The organism is Pseudoalteromonas sp. DY56-GL22 (assembly GCF_041414715.1).
GTDB lineage: Bacteria > Pseudomonadota > Gammaproteobacteria > Enterobacterales > Alteromonadaceae > Pseudoalteromonas > Pseudoalteromonas simplex.
Genome location: NZ_JANHZR010000003.1, coordinates 171120 through 191992, shown reverse-complemented (window position 1 = coordinate 191992; position 20873 = coordinate 171120). Strand labels below are relative to the sequence as shown.

Here is a 20873-nt window from a genome sequence, read left to right as displayed (position 1 = left end):
CTTAAAACTTTCAGCTTCTAGCTCAAAGCTTACAGCTGCCAGTTGAAAGACACTGAGTAGTTACGTGGTGCGCCGTAATAACCTTGTGCCCAGAAAAGACTGTGGATGTACTTTTCGTTGGTCACGTTATTAACGTTCAAGTTAACGCTCATATTGTCATTAATATCGTATGTTGCCATTAGGTTTAATAGGCCGTACGCATCTTGCGTTGTGGTGATAAGTGCAGCATTTGTTGCCGCATCACGAACTTGTACGCGCTTTGTATCGTCTTGCCAGCGATAGTTTAGGCCAAAGGTTAAACCATCAACTTCAGGCACTTTATGAGTTACAGCAAGTTTGAATTGGTTTTCAGGTGTGTAGTCTTTGACTAACTCATCACCATCAATGTTTAGATTGCTGTAGCTGAAGCTTGCACTTAGTGTTTCGTTGATTTGACCACTAAGCTCTACTTCAATACCATCACTGTTAATACCATCTGCGCCATAGTAGCGAGTGTCATCAGGTAATGAACCTGGGATAGCAACAGCAAGGCCAACTTGTTTTGCATCAAAGTAGGCTACAGTTACAAATAAGTCGTCATCAAGTAGCTGTGCCTTTACACCAATTTCGCTACTTTTACCTGTGATTGGATCTAAATAATCACCGTTTACGTCACGCTCTGTTTGCGGAACAAAGGTTTCTGTGTAGCTTGCGTAAGTTGAGAAGCTTTCGTTGATATCATAAACAACACCGAAGTACGGCACTGTTTGGTCGCTATCTTTGTCTTTTGCAACGCCGTAAGAGGCACCTTCCGTTTCCCAATTTACTTGGCTTACACCCGCTAAAATGCTGAATGCGTCAGTTGCACGAATGCGTGTTGAAATATATGCAGAGCGTTGACGGCTAGTGATATCAGCACCTGTTAAACCATCGGTTAGTGTTGGCACTGGTGCAACACCATCCCAACCACCTAGCTCAGGCATTGCAGGGAAACCATTGCCTGTAGTGTAGTCATACAATGATTTATCTTTGTTATCCATATCTGCTTGGTTTACACCAAACGACAGATCATGTTCCATACCAAATAAATCAAATTTACCTGTTGCGTAGATATCTAAAATGTCGTGCTTATCTTTGTGGTCATATTCACTAGCATAACCAGTTAGGCCAAGACCTGTTTCTCTGTCTGGTGTGCCGTAAACATAGAAAAGCTCAGAATCTTGCTCATTTTCTAAGTGCGCGTAGCTGGCTTTTAAGAACCAAGTATTGGTGATTGCTTGCTCAATTGATAAGAACAGCTGCTCAGTTGTGTTATTCCAATATGACCAATCTGAAGCAGTGCTGGTTGACGCATCAAAGTTTGTTGCTGAACCATCGCTGTAATAAAGTGGTAAGGCACCCCACAGTGGGCTGTCGGCATCTTTCTTTTGATTTACATAGTTTGCAGTGACTACTGTGCTATCAGTTAATTGACCTTCGTAGGCTAGGTAATAAATTGTTTTATCTTGCTCGTAACGGTCAAGGTATGACTCAGTTTTGTGCTTAGTGAATACTGCACGTACAGCGTGGTTTTCGTTGATAGCTGTTGAAGCGTCAAGCTCTAAACGTTTGTTGTCCCACGAACCATACGATACAGACGCATTTACTTGTGTTTGATAAGTAGGACGTTTTAGAACCATATTCACGGTTGCTGATGGGTTACCCGCACCTGTCATTAAACCATTGGCACCACGAACAATTTCAACACTATCAAAAATAGAGGTATCAAGAGTACCTTGGATTGAACCGTTGTCTTGTGGCATACCCATGCCATTAACCTGGAAGTTAGTGATCTCAAAACCGCGAGCTTTAAAATAAGTACGATCAGTTTCAATTTGCTCAACAGTCACACCCGGTGTGCTTTCAAGAACTGCGTTAAGGTTATCAAGTGAGAAGTCATCCATTAATGCACGTGAAACAACAGAGATTGACTGTGGTGTCTCTTTAATTGTTAGCCCTAATTTGGTCGCAGACTGTGCTTCTTCAGTGATGTAGTTTTTATGATGCTGGCCATACACGGCAATTTTTTCAATTGCTTGTTCTTCTTTTTGTTGTTCTGCAAAAGCGTGGCCACTTAAAAGTGCTGAGGTCACAAGGCTTAATTGAGATAAGCGCAAAAATTTTGTTGATGACATGCAAAGTTCCAATTAGTTCAATGAATAGTGAAATTAATGCGTAATCTAATCTAAATGAAAATAATTTGCAATTAAGGTTTGCTGTTTTAGTGAATAATTGATTGCAAAAAAGTTTAAAAGGCACAGAATTATAAAAAGGAGATATAAAAAAAGCGGCCGAAGCCGCTTCAGGAAGTAAATAAGTTTAAATCTTAAAAAACGTATTTTGCAGAAAACTGTAGACGATCCATATCACCGTCAGCACCGCTTTCTAACTCACGCTCGGCATGTTTAAACTCAACACCAAAGGTGAGCTTTTTAACAGGCGAGTATAAAAGGTTGGCACTATAGCTTTGGCTCATTTCTGTAGGGTCGCCAGTCACAGCAAGTAAATCTGTGTTGTTATCTGCTGAGAAGAATGAGTAAAGGAAAGTTGAACGCCATTGGCTGTTCCAGTGTTGTTGGTAGGCAATAAAACCTGATGTTGAATCAATCGCATCTAAATCATCACCATCAAGCACAGCACCATTTGCTACGTTTAAACCAATGTAGCGGCCTAAACCTGAGCCTTGAGTTAGCATGAATTTTAGGTTGTTTTGGCCAAAATTTACTTTACCTGAGGCGCTGATACCGAACGATGATGTATCTGCATCAATGCCATTTTGCTTGTAAGTTAATTGACGAGCAAGACCGGTAAATACTAATTCACCCCAATCAGCTTTATGTGCATAACGTGCTGTAAAGTCAGGCATTGATGCATCATCAGTGGCTACGCGAGCGCCGTCTACTGTGACTGTGCTCTCTGGGTTTTCGATAGAGAATGACCAGTTGCCAGTAGTGTAACGTGCCTGTGCTTGGCGTACGAACACGGTACCCTCAGCAGGTCCCACGAAGTCGAGTGTTTCAGGTAATGCGCCTACGTTTTGAAAGTTTGACCATGCTTGACCAAATAACCAGCCATCATAAGTTACAAATGCTTGACGAATACGTGGCGCATAAGAGTTACTAACGCGTTCGTTACCGCCTGGTGCTGAAGCAATAAAGTCGATTTCAATTTTAGTTTTGATGGTTTTGCCATCGTCTAACTTTGTTGCGGTACCTAGGTTAAAGCGAGATTGGCGCGCGTGCATGTCAAATACAGCATCGCTGTCGCTGTCTGCGCCTACTGGTGTTGTACCTGGTACATAGAAGTCACGGCCAATACTACCACCGGCTGGTACGCCTGCTGAGTAATCACTCCACATGGCATCAAGTTTTACATAGCCACCATAAGAAACCTCTGTGTTACCAATGGTTGCAGCGTTAGCATTGCTGGCAAGTGCTGATAAAACAGCTGAAGCTGCTAGTGTTTTTAATGCGGTTACTTTTGTTGTTGTCATAATGTGTATTCCTGTCGAAGCTACTTGTTGCATTAATGATTTTTTAATAATGTTGTTGTACCACTGTTGTTTAAGATAAGACTTCTCTCAATTATCTATTGGTCTATTAGACTAAGGTGGAATATCTGGTTAAATCACAACCAATCTAACATTGAACTAGATTATAGAAGGCGATTTCGACGTTTTTTGTTAAATGACAAGATATACAACTAAGGTCTAATACTTTCAGGGGCTTTGCTGAGTGATCCTTGATGCAGGCCGTAGGCAAGTAATTAAAATGGAGACGACAACAATGTCAGAAAGTATCTATCCAGTACCAGCGCATATCAAGAATGCAGCACTAGTTGACAACGATAAATATAATACACTGTACAAGCAATCTATTGATGACCCTGAAGGATTTTGGCGAGAGCACGGTAAACGCCTTGATTGGTCAACTCCTTATAATAAAGTAAAGAACACCTCATTCGACAAAGGCCACATCAGCATCCGCTGGTATGAAGACGGCCAACTTAACGCATCTTATAACTGTATTGACCGCCACCTTGCCACTAAAGCCGATAAAACAGCCCTCATTTGGGAAGGCGACAACCCTGAACATAACGAAAACATCAGCTACCAAAAGCTTCACGACGAAGTCGCTAAATTAGCTAATGGCCTTAAAAAGTTAGGCGTATCAAAAGGTGACCGTGTCGCTATTTACATGCCAATGACACCGCAGGCTATTTACGCTATGCAAGCGTGTGCGCGTATTGGTGCGATTCACTCTGTGGTATTTGGTGGTTTCTCTCCATCAGCGATTGCTGACCGAATTAATGACTCAGGCGCTAAAGTGGTCATTACTTCAGACGAAGGTCGCCGTGCTGGCAACTGCGTACCACTTAAAGCAAATGTTGATGAAGCGGTATCACAAGACTCGGTAACCACCGTTGAGCACGTTATTGTTCATCAGCTAACGGGTGGTGAAGTTGAATGGAATAGTCATGATGTTTGGTGGCATGAGCTTGTCGCTGACTTACCAGCTGAGTGCGAACCTGAACCAATGAATGCAGAAGATCCGCTTTTCATTCTTTATACTTCAGGCTCAACGGGTCAACCAAAAGGTGTGGTTCATACTACCGGTGGTTACCTTGTTTATGCATCGATGACACATGAATATGTGTTTGATCTTAAAGAAGACGATATTTTCTGGTGTAGTGCCGATGTGGGCTGGATCACAGGTCACAGCTACATTGCTTATGGCCCATTAGTGAATGGCTGCACGCAAGTCGTATTTGAAGGTGTACCAACTTACCCAACAGCGGGCCGTATGGGTGAAGTAATTGATAAGCACAACGTGACTATCCTTTACACAGCACCGACTGCTATTCGTGCTCTAATGGCGAAAGGCGATGAGCCAACAGCGACTTCAACTCGTAAAAGTCTTCGTGTTATGGGTTCTGTAGGTGAGCCAATTAACCCAGAAGCGTGGGCATGGTATTACGAGCATATTGGTAACGAAAACTGCCCAATCGTCGATACTTGGTGGCAAACAGAGACTGGTGGCATCATGATCACACCATTACCAGGTGCGACAGATATGAAGCCAGGCTCAGCAACTCGTCCGTTCTTTGGTATTGCACCAGCCTTATTTGATGCTGAAGGTAATACACTCGAAGGCGCGGTTGACGGTAACCTTGTTATTTTAGACAGCTGGCCATCACAAGCTCGCACAGTTTATGGCGACCATGAGCGCTTTGAACAAACCTATTTCTCAGCATACCCTGGTGTGTACTTCACAGGTGACGGTTGTCGTCGTGATGAAGATGGCTACTACTGGATCACAGGCCGTGTAGATGACGTACTTAACGTATCAGGTCACCGCCTAGGTACTGCCGAAATCGAGAGTGCATTGGTTGCTCACGAAGCAGTAGCAGAAGCGGCTGTAGTTGGTTACCCGCATGATATTAAAGGTCAGGGCATCTATGTTTACATCACACCAAATGAGGGTGTTGTTGTGAGTGATGAACTAACAAAAGAGGTACGTAACTGGGTTCGTAAAGAGTTAAGCCCAATTGCATCACCAGATATGATCCAATGGTCTCCGGGTTTACCGAAAACTCGTTCTGGTAAGATCATGCGTCGAATTTTACGTAAAATTGCGGCAAATGAGCACCAACAGCTTGGAGATACTTCTACACTAGCCGATCCAAGCGTTGTTGATGAGCTAATCGAAAACCGATTAAATCGTTAAAATCGCGTTAAAAACTTGATTAGAAGTTGATTCTAAACGTAGTATATCGGCTGTCACTTAGAAATAGGTGTCAGCCGAATTTATTAGGAGTGAACCATGAGTCAGTTTTTAATAGCGGACGATCATCCGTTATTTCGTGAAGCGCTGAAAGGGGCATTGAGTGCTAAGTTCGCTGATTTAGAAGTGTTTGAATCGGAAAACTTTGATACCACTTTGCAGGTGCTAAGCGAGCAAGAAGATCTTGATATCTTACTACTAGACCTTCACATGCCAGGCAATGGCGATTTATACGGCCTTATTCGCATTCGCGAAGACTATCCAAGCTTACCAATAGCTGTTGTTTCCGGCAGCGAAGACATCAATGTAGTTTCTAAAGTAATGGGTTATGGTGCGATGGGATTTATTCCTAAATCATCTTCATCAGATGATATTGCGCTGGCAATCAACCACATTCTTGAAGGCGATGTTTGGCTGCCACTTGAACTTAAAGATAAAGTGGCTGCTGTAGATGGCGAAGACAAAGAAATTGCAGCGCAAGTGGCTTCACTGACACCGCAGCAATACAAGGTGTTACAATACTTACACGAAGGCTTGTTAAACAAACAGATTGCTTACGAGTTACATATTTCTGAAGCAACCGTTAAAGCACACATTACAGCAATTTTTAGAAAGCTAGGTGTGTATAACCGTACTCAAGCGGTATTAATTGCCTCTAAATTGCAACTAGAGCCTATTGAGTCGGCATAACAAAAGATAATAAAAATAATAAAGAGGCCATTCAGCCTCTTCATTTTATTGCTTAAGCGAACACCACGGTTCGATTTCCATTGATAAACAGTTTATGTTCAGATGCGAGTTGCAGCGCTTTACAGAATACTGTTTTCTCTACATCTTTACCCATTTTTGCCATCATCTCTGCGGTATCCGCATGACTGACATGCGTCACATCTTGTAAAATAATCGGCCCTTCATCAAGCTCATTATTAACAAAATGGGCGGTCGCACCAATAATTTTTACACCGCGTTCAAATGCCTGATGGTAAGGCTTTGCACCAATAAAGGCAGGCAAAAATGAATGGTGAATATTAATAATCTTACCTTCAAAGCGCGCCACAAATTCAGGGCTTAAAATACGCATATATTTTGCAAGGCCGATAATATCAGGCTGATAGCTGGCAATTAAATCACCGACTTGTTGATCATGCTCCGCACGGCTTAAACCTTCGTGCGATACCACATGAAATGGCACGCCAAAGCCTGCAGCCAATGGCGCTAAATCAGCGTAGTTGGCAATCACAGCCAGTACTTCGATGTTTAAGGCTTTTTCGAACTGCTTAAGTAATACACCACCTAAGCAGTGCGCTTCTTTAGTGGCAAGCAATACCACTTTCGTTTTTTCGCTGCTGTGCAGGGCAAGCTCTGCGCCATCAGGAAGTAGCTCAGCAAGGCTTGGTAAAAAGTCCTCAGCAATAACACCGCTTAACTCTGTACGCATAAAAAAGCGTTTAGCGTCTTTATCTACAAATTCGTTATTACGTGTAATGTTTAAGTTATGCTGATGACAAAGGCCAGTGATCTTGGCAATTAGACCAACATCATCATCGCATTGAGTGGTTAAAATCGTGTTCATAGTCCTCATTCTAATCCCGTTTGTGTGAACACCATTATTTGCTAATTTCTTTGTGCTGCATAGCGCAAATTTAACTATCTAATAATTTATCTGATTTGATTGTATAAACGCCTAAAATGTAATCATTATTTACTTTTCATGTAAAAGTAAGCTGCTTTCACTATAAATGTGATTTTCTGTCCATAATTATGATTAATTAAGTGCTTTTCTACATCATTTTCTACACTTTTTAACTTTATCGTAAGTAACTGTAAGTGAAGGTAATAGTTTGTAAAGCATAGAATTATTTCGATTTATTCAAGTCAAAATGGGGTATTACAAACAATAAGGAAAAAATTCCATGAAAAGCACTCTGCTTAAAACAATTGTTGCCTCAAGTTTGCTTTCGGTACTAGCTGCCTGCTCAAGCGATGACAGCAGCAGTAGCAACAGTGGCTATGTGCAACTGTACAATGGCTCTTACAACAGCCCATACACGCGTTTATTTGTTGATGACACTGAGCGCTCGGGGGCAGACTTTGGTGATGTATCAACTCGTCATAACTACAGTTCGGGGGAGTATGATCTCAGTTTTGAATATGTTGATGCCAACGACAGTTATATTACGATTGACGAAGAAACTATCAATATAAAAAATGATCAAACTCAGTTATTGGTAATGAATGGTGACTTTGCTGAACCAATTTTTACAGAGCTCAGTGTGCCGACGTCAAGCGATGAAGATGAATTCAATGTCGGCTTTTTTAATATTGTTGGTGAAGACAATCTTTACGATGTATATGTTGCCACTGACGATGGTGTATTTGATACCGCAGAGTTATTAATGACTTCGCAATACCTCGTTGAGCCAGAATTAGCCACGCTTGAGGAAGGTTATTACACTATTTATATCACCGCTAGCGGCAGCACAGATGTGATTTTTGAATCACCAACCGTGTATTTTAATGATGAAGCAACGTACATGGCGATGATCCGCCCAAGTTATGCAACAGAAGAAGATGGTATTACGCTTGATGTCGTGACGGCAAGTAGCTCTGTAACACAACTAAACCACCAAGACGCGCAAGGTCAGCTGCGTTTTATTAATACCATCGATGATTACACGCAAACCCAATTTAAAGTAACCCGAGGCACAACGGCGACTAACACCGAAGTTGTTAGCAACGATAGTTACTCTGAATACATGAGCATGTCGCCAAATAGTTACAGCGTCGCCATGTTAGATGAAGCTGGCGACACGATTGTAGATAATTTCTTAATGACATTAGAGCGTGAGCAAAGTGCGGTTGGTCTTTTCTACAATGACAAAGATTACGGCCCTCGTATGATGACCATTGAAGAAAATCTAACACCAAGCAGCTACAGCCACGCAGTTACTGTGGTTAACTTAATTGATAGCTATGCAGGACAAGAGATAGACGAAGTCGATGTGTACTTTACCCTCAATGGCGAAACGGTTGAAGATACTAGCAATGTTGTTGAAGGGTTAGATCAATACGACCAACAAGAGCAGGTGGTTGATAACGAAGTTTATACAACTTATGTGGTGTTTGAAGATAACGGCCAACAGATTGTGCTCTTGCAACAAAGCGATATGGATTTTACCGAAGAAGGTAACTATATCTTGGTGATTGAACACGATGAAACCACTGATTCAGGTTACAAGATGACCTTAGAGCGTACGGTGACTGAACAGTCTTAACCGGCTAAAACGCAATATCGTTGTTTATTTACTCTTGCTAAGTGTTTATTGTATAAACAATTAAGGCTTTTGCTTTTTTGTTTAAAGTATACACAAGGAGAGAGTATGGACGGCGGTATTGCGTTACTAGTCTTACTAGCACTAGTTGTTGTAGGTGGCTCAATTGCTGGCATTATTGCCCTTTTTCAACTCTCTAGTTTAAAGCGAGAGGTGGTTGCTCTTCGAGTAAAACTTAACGCGACATATGTTAATAACCCTCAAACAAATACTGCAAACACGTTTGAAAATTCAAACGAAGATCTGACTGACACAGTAAAATTTGAACCAAAGCCGAAAGCTATTATTAAGCCGATTGAGGTTATCGCTAAAAAGCCAGAGCCAACAAAACCCAAGCCTGCCATTTTAAATCCGCTAGTAAGCCAACTCGTTACACAAATCAAAGCCAATTGGCTAACTTGGGTAGGAGCGGTTGCACTTGCCTTTGGTGGTATCTTTTTAGCCCGCTATTCACTGGAAGCAGGCTTATTATCCGAAACTATGCGACTCACACTTGGGGCTATTTTTGGTCTGAGCTTAATTGTTGCGGCTGAGGTGTTACATCGTAAAGGTATTATCTTTGATGGGTTTAGTAACTATATTCCCGCTGCGCTTGCTAGCGGCGGCTTTATCAGTTGTTTTGCGCTCACTTTACTGGCCTACAGCCATTATGGCTTACTCCAAGCATTACCTGCATTTAGCGTTTTAACCTTAATCTCTGTAGCTGCAAGCTGGATGGCGCTGCGTTTTGGTCCAGTGCTTGCGGTCATTGGTATTATTGGCGCCTACAGCGTGCCGGTTTGGGTCAATACTGGGAATAATGATTTTATAGCGCTGCTTACCTATGTTGCTTTTGTTAGTGTTTCTGCTTCGCTGGTAGCGCATTATGTAAAACGTCATTGGCTGTGGTATCTGTTATGGGCAGGTCATTTAGGTTGGTACATTTTAGTTGCATTGACAGTATCTAAAAACCTGCATTGGTTTATTAATCTTTATGCTCTATTTAGCATCATATTGTTAATTGCTATTCCACGCCTTGGGCTGGGCTTTAAGCAAATTGAATACCGCCCACATCGCTTTAAAACGCTACTGAAACAACTGCCCGACAACCCTTTGTTATTAGCGGTTGTCGTACCACTTTATCTTTTACTCATGAGTAGTAATCAACTGCTTACTTGGCAGTTGAGTATGTTGTTGTTAGTGGCTTTACTGTTGTTTTTGGTATTAAAAAACAGTGCATGGGATCACTGGCTAATAATATCTGTGGTGAGTGTGGTGTGTTTGCTGACAGGGCAAAATAATACTGTTGATTATTCTGAGCAGCTTTTTGTATTTAGGCAAAATTACGGAGCAGGGCTGTTTTTTATTGCTTTGTTTGCTGGCTATGGTTTTTTATTTGGTCGTAAATACCCTAAACGCTTTGGCTTTACGTTACTCGCATCACTTTCAAGTTTTGTGATTATTAGTTGCTTATATCTCATCACTCCCGACCATGCCTTGATGACGGCATACCCGGTTTGGTGCTTTGTATTACTGGCACTGTCTGCCTGGCTATTTAAGTTATCCATCAATAGCACAAATCCAATGCGAGTATTTAGTTACTGGCTTGGCGGTAATGCCAATATTAGTTTGGCATTAACCATGCTCCTTGAAGGCAGCAGCTTGACCTTAGCGCTTGCTGTGCAAGTGTTGTTGATCAGTTTTTATGTGAATAAACAGTCACTCAGCATACTGACTTGGCCGCTTAAAGGTTTAGTTGGTGCTTTACTCATTAGATTAAGTTTTGCACCTTGGTCAGCGGATTACAGTGATGCGCTGCTGCTCGGTGTACATTGGAGTTTGGTTGTTTATCCTGTATGTGCTTGCTTATTTTACTTGGCAGCAAGGCATTGGCAGCAGCAATCTGTTCGAATGTGGCTAGAGGGGGCAGCCCTACATTGCATTGCTTTATTTATTACCACAGAGACGAGCTATCAGTTAGTAGGGCGCTATCCTGATTTTGAGAGTTTGTCTGTGTATGAGCATATTTTACTGACCTGTAACTGGGGCATCTTGGGCTGTGTTTACTTACTGCGCTCACGATTTACTGCGCAATTGGTTAAGCTCTATCAAATGGCTGGTTTTGCGTTATTAACATTAAGCGGCTTGCTAGTAGTGAAAAGCTTTACCGCTGTAAATCCGTTTTTTGAACCGATAAATATAGGCAGCTGGCCGATTATTAACTGGTTACTATTACTTTGGTTAGTACCAGCTTTAATTGCAATTTGGGCAAGCCGACTGACGAAATCTCAGCACTATTTACAAAAGCTGTTTACAGCACTTGCAGGTGTGATGAGTGTTTTATATATCAATGCGGAAATTCGCCACAACTGGCAAGGCGAGTTTATAAATATTGCTTTGCCAACCTCAGATGCCGAGCTTTACAGTTATTCTTTAGTTTGGCTTGTTATCGGTGCATTGGTGGTTGTGATAGGGCATTTAAAAACCATTACGTTATTACAAAAGCTTGGCCTTGGCTTATTGGCGCTGGTGGTGTTAAAAGTGTTCTTGATTGATATGGCAAACTTAACTGGGTTATTGCGGGCTATTTCGTTTATCGGCTTAGGCTTGTCGTTAGTTGCGCTTAGTTGGTTGTTCCAAAAATTTAAGGCAAAGCCTACTGCTTTGCCTTAAATCTATGTTTTTAAAAACGTTGGTTAAGCACTATTGTTAAGTACTGTGGTTAAGCAGTGCTTTGAGTTTTGCGGGCTTAACAGGTTTACTAAGATAATGAATTTGCTCTTCTTTGGTTTGCTGTTTTAGCGCTTCATCACGTACCGCTGTGATTAAAATCGCCGGTACTGGGCTTTGCCAAATTTCTCGTAGGGTTTTAATAAGCGTGATGCCATCGCAATCATGACCGAGCTGATAATCCATTAAGATCACATCGGGCGCTCGGTGCTCTTTGGCATAGGCCATCACGGTTTCAACTTGATCAAAGAGCTGATAATTGGCCTGCCACTTTTGCAATAGGCTTGCCATGGCATTAAGGTTTTCTGGGTCATCATCCACCGCAATAATATTCATTGCACTGCGGTTCTCAACACCTTTTTTAGGTGCCTCTTTTTGTTGAATAAATTGGCTTTCACCATAAGGTACTTCAATACTAAAGCGGCTACCTTTGCCAGGCGTTGAACTGACATCTAATCGTAAAGAGAGTAAGTCGGCCATTCGTTTTACAACTCCTAAGCCAAGGCCAACCCCTTTGTTATCACCGGCTTCAATACGATAAAAGTCATTAAAGATCTTCGCTTGCTCTACTTCTGTAATGCCGGGGCCTGTGTCCCATACTTCAATACGTAAATGATGTTTGCGTTTGCGACAAGCAATTAAAACTCGGCCACTATCAGTGTATTTAACCGCATTTGACACCAAGTTTTGAATAATTCGTCGTAAATAAGTGATATCACTGTGAACGATAACTCCTTTTGAACGCACCGTGAGTTTTAAGCCTTTTTCGCTCGACATAATGGCGTATTCGTTCTTAAGCGGGGCAAGTATGTCATCAATACTAAAGTGACGTGGAGTTGGCGTCATTGCCCCTTGCTCGAGCTTGGCAATTTCTAACAGCGCAGACATCAAATGCACCGTTGAATCTAAACTTGCGCCAAGCTTTTCAAAGTTATTTAAGTTGTTGCTCGAAAGGGTTTTATCATCAATGGCTGCAAGGTACAGACGCGCCGCATTTAGCGGTTGCAAGATATCGTGGCTTGCTAAGGCTAAAAATCGCGTCTTACTGTCATTAGCTTGTTCTGCCTCTTTTTTAGCTAAAGTAAGTGCTTGCTCAGTTTGTACTCGGCTGTCGATTTGTGCTTGTAAATCTTTATTGATAGTACGGATTTCTTGAGTACGCGCTTCAATACGGTTTTCAAGGTCCATGTTTACTTCTTCAAGCGCATTTTGCGTTTCGATATGCGTGGTAACATCAGAGAAACTTGTTACAAAGCCACCATCTGGCAGTGGGTTACCAATCATTTCGAACACTTGGCCATTACGGCGGTGGCGAATAAAGTGGTGGGGCGTGCCGTTTTTAAGATGCTGCACGCGCTTTTCTACATGGCGCTCAACTTCACCTGGACCACACTCGCCGCGCTCGGCATTGTAGCGGATCACTTCCTCTATGGGTTGACCAACCTCTAAAAAGTTTTCTGGGTAGTCAAACATTTCTGCGTAGCGCTTATTCCATGCCACTAAATTAAGCTCTTTATCAACAACAGAAATACCATGGCTGAGGTTTTCAAGTGAGGTGAATAATAGGTTTTGGTTAAATTGCAGAGCTTGTGTGGTTTCATCAAAAAAGTTAACGACTTCTTCAAAGGCCATGCGTTTACCTGAGGCAACTGTGTGGATCAGCGCCTGTGCTGAAGAGGCACCAAGCACACCAGTTAAGGCGCGTTCACAATAGGCAATAAACTCAGGTTCTGGGTGTGCGTTATTATTATCTAAGTTATGAGTTAAGGAGTAATGGGCTAAAACTTGTTGCGATCGCTGTACGCCCAAGAAGGTTTGTAGTAGAACCTTAAAGTCGTAGACGGTGGCTTTCACATTTTTATTCAAGCGTCTAGCAAACACAGCTTGATCTTTAGGATTAACAAAGGCAGCTGCCTGAATTTTATCAATTAAACGCTCATCTGCACCGAGCGAAAAACTAATGTAACAGCCAATATTGGCAAATAAAGCAATGAGGGTGCCACGAGTAATGAGTGTTTGTTGTAGCTCTGTGTTTAAGGTATTGCCTGCATCTAAAATAGGTAGCATTAAGAATAAAACCCAGCAAATGAAGCCTGCTAATAATCCCGCATAAACCCCATAAGCATGGCCTTTTCGCCAATATAGACCACCCACAATAGCAGGCAGTAATTGCGAGACTAAAGAAAAGGCGACTAAACCCATACTAGCCAATGCTTTACCATGACCAAACCATTGCTGGTAGAAATACGACAAAATCAAAATGCCAGCAATTGTGAATCGTCTAACTAACAGAATTTGTGATTTATAGCTGCTGGTGATGAGGTTACGTTTAAACTTACGACGCAGCATTAGCGGCAATACCACATCGTTTGAGATCATGGTGCTGAGTGTAAGTGTGGCTACAACAATCATCGCTGTAGCCGCTGATAGACCCCCGATAAATACAAAGGTCGTTAAAAAGGCGTTTTCGTGCATCAGCGGTAGGGCTAATACAAAGCTATCTGGAGAGAAGCCACTACCAATGCCTGGGTGTATAGCTGCTGTTGCAATAGGGAAAATCATTGCCGCAGTCAGTAACAAATACAGGGGGAATGCCCAGCGGGCAGTATAAAGATGGCGTTTGTCTTGGTTATCGACCACAGTTACATGGAACTGCCTTGGTAAACAGATAATCGCCGCAGCTGCCATTAATGATTGACCGATAAAGTTAAAGCTAAAAAAGTCGAAGTTATGCCAGTGCTGCCAAATAGAGCCCTTTAGTTGCTCGGTCTGCACCGTAGTTAAATTAAATAATGTGTATAAAGCAAGCCCAGCAACGGCCACTAAAGCCAGTAACTTAATCATCGATTCAAAGGCAACAGCCAGCATCAGCCCAGAGCGATATTCGGTTACATCCACCTTACGAGTACCAAAGAATATCGCAAACATTGCCATGATAAGTGTTGCTGAAAGGGCCAGCATAGACCCCGAAATTCGATCGTCGTTTTGCAGCAGTAAGAAGCTGCTACTCAGTGCTTTTAATTGCAGTGCGATATACGGAATAGTCGCTAATAAAGCGATAATCGTTACCATAATCGCGGTGGTTTGCCGTTTACCATAGCGAGCTGAAATAAAGTCGGCGATAGTGGTGATATTTTGCTTTTTACTGACCAGTACTAATTTACGTAAAAACCCTTGGCCGAAGAAAAATAGCAGCGCAGGGCCAATTAAAATAGGTAAGTAGTTCCAACTGCTGGTGGCTGCTGTACCAACCGAACCATAGTAGGTCCAAGACGTACAGTAAATCCCTAGTGAAAAAGAATAGACAAATGGGTGGTGACTAATTCTTTTTGCAAGAGGAGTGGTTTTATCTCCCCAATTTGCCAACCAAAACAACACGCCAATATAGGCGAGTGCAACAAATAAAAGCGCAGCTGTCATGTTTAAATTCAGTAATTATTGTAATAACACTACCTTACCAGAATTATGCGCGATTTCGATGGCTAGATTTTTTGCAATAAAAATTAATAAAAAGCAAGTTGTTGATATTTAAAAGATAGTACTGTTTTATGCGCTGTTATTAGACTAATGTCGCAGATCATTCGTTTTTACTATTTTCGCTATTTCGCAAATTTATCTTTATAGGTTAAGTTGTTGTTAAATATTGTTTTTTACCATTCGTTAACAAGCGGTGTTTTGCAGTTTACGTAAACGTAAACTAACTGTTACGACTATGGTCTCAATTCCATAAATTAGAACCCTTGCTAACTTAGTTAATGACAACTAATACCACTCATTACTTTCTTGTAATGCATAAGGGGATAAAAAATGGCTTTTAAAGATGAAGAACAAGCAAAAGCTTATTGGGCGGAAAACCTCGCACTGCTATTTAAATTATTAGCAATTTGGTTTGTCGTGTCATTTGGCTTCGGCATTTTACTGGTAGACGTACTTAACGAGATACGTTTCTTTGGGTTTAAACTCGGCTTCTGGTTCTCCCAGCAAGGCGCTATTTACACCTTTGTTGCTTTGATTTTTGTTTACGTTTTCAAAATGAATACGTTAGATAAAAAATACGGCGTAGACGAATAGGAGCTAAGCAATGGATGTTCAAACACTCACGTTTATTATCGTCGGTTTAAGCTTCGCGCTTTATATCGGCATCGCAATCTGGGCTCGTGCTGGGTCAACAAATGAATTCTATGTTGCAGGGGGCGGTGTACCGCCGCTAGCAAATGGTATGGCAACCGCTGCTGACTGGATGAGTGCAGCATCGTTTATCTCAATGGCGGGTATTATCTCGTTTGCGGGTTATGACGGTGGTGTATATCTAATGGGTTGGACAGGTGGTTATGTACTACTTGCACTTTGTTTAGCTCCTTACCTACGTAAGTTTGGTAAGTTCACGGTACCTGATTTCATCGGTGACCGTTATTACTCACAAGCTGCACGTGTTGTTGCAATTTTATGTGCTATTTTTATCTGTTTCACATATATCGCAGGTCAAATGCGTGGTGTAGGTGTGGTTTTCTCTCGCTTCTTAGAAGTAGATATTGAGACCGGTGTTTACATTGGTATGGTGATTGTATTCTTCTACGCTGTATTAGGCGGTATGAAGGGGATTACATATACGCAAGTAGCTCAGTACTGTGTACTAGTATTTGCTTACCTTGTTCCAGCAATCTTCATTTCAATGATGATGACAGGTCACTTCTTCCCACAAACCGGTTTCGGTGCAACCCTTAGCGATGGCTCAGGACAGTTTGTACTTGATAAACTAGATGGACTCAGTACCGAGCTTGGCTTTGCGCAGTACACCGAAGGCTCGAAGAGCATGATTGATGTATTCGCAATCACAGGCGCGCTAATGGTTGGTACAGCAGGTTTACCGCACGTAATCGTTCGTTTCTTCACTGTTCCACGTGTTAAAGACACGCGTATCTCAGCTGCATGGACACTTGTTTTCATTGCAGTTGTTTATACAACAGCACCTGCTGTAGCGTCATTCGCTCGTGTAAACATGATTGATACAATTAACGGTAAAGACGGTAGCGGTACAGAGTACGCAGAAGCACCAGCTTGGGTTAAAAACTGGGAAAGAACAGGCCTAATCACCTTTAACGATAAAAATGGTGACGGCAAAATGTTCTACTCAGCAGGTAAGATTGATGATCCAAACAGCGCAAACGAAGTTAAAGTTGACCGCGACATCATGGTACTTGCAAACCCTGAGATTGCAGACTTACCAGCATGGGTGATTGCATTAGTAGCAGCAGGTGGTATCGCAGCAGCGCTATCAACAACAGCAGGCTTACTATTGGTGATCTCGACCTCGGTATCGCATGACTTATTAAAACGCACCTTAAAACCAGATATAAGTGACAAACAAGAGCTACTTGCAGCGCGCTTAGCTGCGATGATAGCGATTGTGATTTCAGCTTACTTTGGTATTAACCCGCCAGGGTTCGTGGCCTCGGTTGTTGCCTTCGCCTTCGGCTTAGCAGCGGCGAGCTTCTTCCCAGCCATCATTATGGGTATCTTCTCTAAGAAGATGAATAAAGAAGGTGCGATTGCGGGTATGGTGACAGGTATTACATTCACAGCGGCTTATATTATCTACTTCAAGTTCGTAAGCCCTGAGTTGAATACACCGGCAAACTGGTTATTTGGTATTTCACCTGAAGGTATCGGTCTTATTGGTATGATTGTTAACTTTGTAGTTGCAGCTATCGTACTTAAACTAACGGCTGAAACACCAGTTGAAATCCAAGAAATGGTTGAAGGTATCCGTAACCCTAAAGGTTCGAGCGCAGCACACGCGCACTAATAAAACCATTTTATAAGAACACACTCTTGACGTTTAAAAGCCCGACTTAAGTCGGGCTTTTTATTTATTTCAAACAGGGGTAGTGTAGATATTGTCTCTATTTTATAGCGAGAATGACCATGAATACCGAGCAACAGGAAGTCGCCCAATTTGTGATGCAGCAAACGCCATTTAATCAGCTTGATGGCGCTGCCAGTGAGTATTTTGTAAACCATCTCGATATTATTTATTTGACCCGTGAGAATCAAAATCAGTGGTTAAGTTCGGATAATCTAAGATTATTTTTAATTCGCTCTGGCGATTATGATTTAGTTGACCCAAAAGGCGATGTGATCACTAAGTTATCAAGTGGCGATTACTTTGGTTTTCCTTCATTGTTAACTGGCGAAGCAATTCAAAATAGTATTTCAGTGCAAAAGGAAGGCATTGTTTACATGCTGAACCAAGCGGCATTTGATTACTTACGCCGTGAGTATAAGGTGTTTGAGCAATACTTTGTTCGTGCCCATAAAAACCGTTTATTGTCGTCTCATTATAAAAGTCAAAACGACAGTTGGTCGGAGAAAAAAATTTGCGAGTTGATGAATCGCAAAGCCGTCACCTTGGCGCCAGATGCAAGTATTCGTCAAGCCGCTAAAAAAATGAAACAACAGGGTGTTTCATCGATTATGTTGACTGAACATGAGCGTCTTGTAGGAGTCGTGACCGACCGAGATTTACGCAACCGCGTATTAGCCGATGAGGTTGACCCACAAGAGTCAGTAAGTAGCATCATGACGTGTAAGCCCAAGTTTATTTTTGAAAATAACCGCGTGTTTTCGGCGCTACACTTAATGCTTAAGCACAATATTCACCATTTACCTGTGCTTGATGAACATCACAAACCGCTTGGTATGCTCACCAGTACGGATTTACTGCGTCAGCAAAAAAGCGACCCAGTACAATTGATTGGACGAATTTACAAAGCGCACAGCGTGGTTGATTTAAAGCGTTATTCGCAAGAGATACCCGGTTTATTAAAAGGTTTTTCAAACAATATTGATGACATCTCCTTGATTGGTAAATTATTAAGTGGCTTAACCGATGCACTGACTTCGCGTTTGATCCGTTTGTTCCAAGAAGATAATGGCGCGGCACCAACCAGCTTTAGTTTTATTTGTTTTGGTTCACAAGCACGAGAAGAACAAACACTGCATTCTGACCAAGATAATGGCCTGTTGCTACCTGATGATTTAACAGACGAACAACACGATTACTTTAAGCGCATGGGCGAGTATGTCTGTGAGCATTTAATTGAGTGCGGTATAAAACGTTGCCCTGGCAATATTATGGCGAGCAATGCACAGTGCCGTATGGGCATTAATGCTTGGACAGAAAAGTTTCATAAGTGGATCACCTCACCTACACCAGAGGCGATGCTCAATTGTAAGATATTTTTTGACCTACGTTTTATTGAAGGTTCCACTACCTTATATGCGCGCTTTTGTGAGCAGCTAAAACGCATTTCTAAAAACGACTTATTCTATGCGGCTATGGCCAGCGACATTAAAAATACGCCAGTGCCCATTGGTTTGTTTAATCAATTTAAATTAGAGAAAGACGAAAAGCAGCATAAGTACCTCGACTTAAAAAAACGCGGTGTGGTGATCATCAACGACATAGTACGTTTATATTCCCTCAAAGCGGGTATTCAGCGTGCTAATACGCAAGAGCGTATTGATGCGTTAATGAAATTTTCGTTACTCAATAAAGATGACTTATATAACCTAAAAGACTGTTGGCGCTTTTTAACCCAGCTGCGATTAGGCACGCAAATTAACGAAGAGGGATTGCCAAGCAACTGTATTAACCCAAATGCGTTGAATTCATTGGAGCGACATCAATTAAAAGAAGCATTTTATTTGGTTAAACAGGCACAGCAAGCTGCCGCATTTAAATTTGCTCGCGGTAGTTTATAGGAGAGGGTATGGTTAAACGCTGGTTAAGTCGGTATTTAGCGCGCAAGCAACTCTTGGCAGCCGATGCCTATAAAGAACGCTACGTAGTGATAGACATGGAATTAACGGGCCTAGATCCTCGCCAGCACGAAATTGTCTCGGTGGCGTGGGTGATGATAGAAGATCAATGCATTAAACTCAGCGGTGCGCAGCACTTAATAAATAAAGACGTGCAAAGCTTAGAGCAAAGTCCGATTTATCACGGTATTGCAAAACAAGATATAGATACAGGTGAAAGCCTCGAAAGCATTCTTGGCAAGCTGCATCAGCATTTTGGTGAGTGCATTTTAGTGTTTCATAACGCGGCACTTGATTGGGGGTTTTTAAAACAGGCCTGCAGAACGCTTGGCTTAGATGCAAAAGCGCGTTTAATTCTTGATACCTTTGTTATTGAAAAAAAACGCTTGCACCAGCAAGGCCACGAAATTGGCCACGATGATTTAACACTTAGCGAATGCCGTAAACGCTACAACTTACCGCATTACAGCTCGCACCATGCCCTGACTGATGCCATGGCAACGGCCGAGTTACTCTTAGCCCAGTGTCATCAAATCAGTCGTGGTAAGGCATTGAAAGTAGGGGAGCTTGTGTGAATCAGTTAGAATTAAAAATTCCTCCAGTCGCGCTGCTGCTGATCATTGCGTTGATGATGTGGGGCATAGCAGAGTTGTTTATGAGTTTTAGCTTCTCGTTTTTTGCATCATCTTTTGTAGCACTAATCATTGCATTTTTAGGTGTGGTGTTTGCTTTATTAGGTGTTTATCAATTTCGTAAGCAAGGTACAACTGTTGACCCTCGAATTCCAGAAAAGTCGGCGAGTCTTGTTACAAGTGGTGTTTATCAATTTAGCCGTAACCCAATGTATGTTGGTATGTTACTAATGCTAGTTGGTTGGGGAATTTATCTTGGTAATATTGCGAGTTTTATTATGTTGCCGGTATTTATTCTTTATATGAACCGATTTCAAATTATGCCAGAAGAAACGTTTATGGCAGAGAAATTTGGGTCAGCATACCAGCAATACAAAAAATCTGTTCGTCGCTGGCTATAAAGGAAAAAAGAGAGAGGTTGCTAGAGCAGTTTTATTTACCTTGCCCTCTTATAAAAATGTCTAAGGTCGATTACCAAAACTGCGCCATCTAAAATATGCTAAGCAATTTTTATTTTTGCTGACCTCTTATAAAAACTCTTCAGGTCGATTACCAAAACTGCGCCATCTAAAACATAC

General features: G+C 41.9%; 13 protein-coding genes. 9 read left to right on the top strand and 4 right to left on the bottom strand.

Going from position 1 to position 20873, the window contains the following annotated elements:
- Positions 1-29: 29 nt before the first annotated feature.
- Positions 30-2153 (bottom strand): TonB-dependent siderophore receptor, encoded by a 2124-nt coding sequence (locus NO991_RS08765; RefSeq protein ID WP_300359070.1) that lies wholly within the window; start codon positions 2151-2153, stop codon positions 30-32.
- Positions 2154-2344: 191 nt separating this feature from the next.
- Positions 2345-3511, bottom strand: coding sequence for a DcaP family trimeric outer membrane transporter (locus NO991_RS08760; protein ID WP_138599724.1), 1167 nt, complete (start codon positions 3509-3511; stop codon positions 2345-2347).
- 292 nt (positions 3512-3803) lie between these two features.
- Here NO991_RS08760 and acs point away from each other — a divergent pair, with 292 nt between their 5' ends.
- Positions 3804-5744 (top strand): acetate--CoA ligase, encoded by a 1941-nt coding sequence (gene acs, locus NO991_RS08755; RefSeq protein ID WP_138618556.1) that lies wholly within the window; start codon positions 3804-3806, stop codon positions 5742-5744.
- Between the two features lie 96 nt (positions 5745-5840).
- Complete coding sequence (locus NO991_RS08750) at positions 5841-6491, top strand: response regulator transcription factor (RefSeq protein WP_054551155.1); 651 nt, start codon at positions 5841-5843, stop codon at positions 6489-6491.
- A 52-nt stretch (positions 6492-6543) separates the two neighbouring features.
- Here NO991_RS08750 and purU read toward each other — a convergent pair whose 3' ends face one another.
- Positions 6544-7374, bottom strand: a complete 831-nt coding sequence (gene purU / locus NO991_RS08745) for a formyltetrahydrofolate deformylase (RefSeq protein WP_300359063.1) — start codon at positions 7372-7374, stop codon at positions 6544-6546.
- Positions 7375-7714: 340 nt separating this feature from the next.
- Here purU and NO991_RS08740 point away from each other — a divergent pair, with 340 nt between their 5' ends.
- Positions 7715-9076: a DUF4397 domain-containing protein gene (locus tag NO991_RS08740; protein WP_138599723.1), complete on the top strand. Its 1362-nt coding sequence runs from the start codon at positions 7715-7717 to the stop codon at positions 9074-9076.
- A gap of 105 nt (positions 9077-9181) precedes the next feature.
- Positions 9182-11785, top strand: coding sequence for a DUF2339 domain-containing protein (locus NO991_RS08735; protein ID WP_371351941.1), 2604 nt, complete (start codon positions 9182-9184; stop codon positions 11783-11785).
- A 36-nt stretch (positions 11786-11821) separates the two neighbouring features.
- Here NO991_RS08735 and NO991_RS08730 read toward each other — a convergent pair whose 3' ends face one another.
- On the bottom strand, positions 11822-15262 hold the full coding sequence (locus tag NO991_RS08730) for a PAS-domain containing protein (protein ID WP_300359059.1): 3441 nt from the start codon (positions 15260-15262) through the stop codon (positions 11822-11824).
- A 387-nt stretch (positions 15263-15649) separates the two neighbouring features.
- Here NO991_RS08730 and NO991_RS08725 point away from each other — a divergent pair, with 387 nt between their 5' ends.
- The 5 genes from NO991_RS08725 to NO991_RS08705 all read left to right on the top strand — a co-directional run bounded on the left by NO991_RS08725 (position 15650) and on the right by NO991_RS08705 (position 20696).
- Positions 15650-15913, top strand: coding sequence for a DUF4212 domain-containing protein (locus tag NO991_RS08725; RefSeq protein WP_054551160.1), 264 nt, complete (start codon positions 15650-15652; stop codon positions 15911-15913).
- 10 nt (positions 15914-15923) lie between these two features.
- Positions 15924-17648: a sodium:solute symporter family protein gene (locus NO991_RS08720; RefSeq protein ID WP_054551161.1), complete on the top strand. Its 1725-nt coding sequence runs from the start codon at positions 15924-15926 to the stop codon at positions 17646-17648.
- Positions 17649-17767: 119 nt separating this feature from the next.
- Positions 17768-19606, top strand: coding sequence for a DUF294 nucleotidyltransferase-like domain-containing protein (locus NO991_RS08715; RefSeq protein WP_300416658.1), 1839 nt, complete (start codon positions 17768-17770; stop codon positions 19604-19606).
- Positions 19607-19614: 8 nt separating this feature from the next.
- Positions 19615-20238, top strand: a complete 624-nt coding sequence (locus NO991_RS08710) for a 3'-5' exonuclease (protein ID WP_300416656.1) — start codon at positions 19615-19617, stop codon at positions 20236-20238.
- The gene (locus NO991_RS08705) at positions 20235-20696 is read left to right on the top strand and encodes an isoprenylcysteine carboxylmethyltransferase family protein (protein ID WP_054551163.1); all 462 of its coding nucleotides are present in this window, start codon (positions 20235-20237) and stop codon (positions 20694-20696) included. The genes NO991_RS08710 and NO991_RS08705 overlap by 4 nt, the downstream gene beginning before the upstream one ends.
- Positions 20697-20873: the final 177 nt, after the last annotated feature.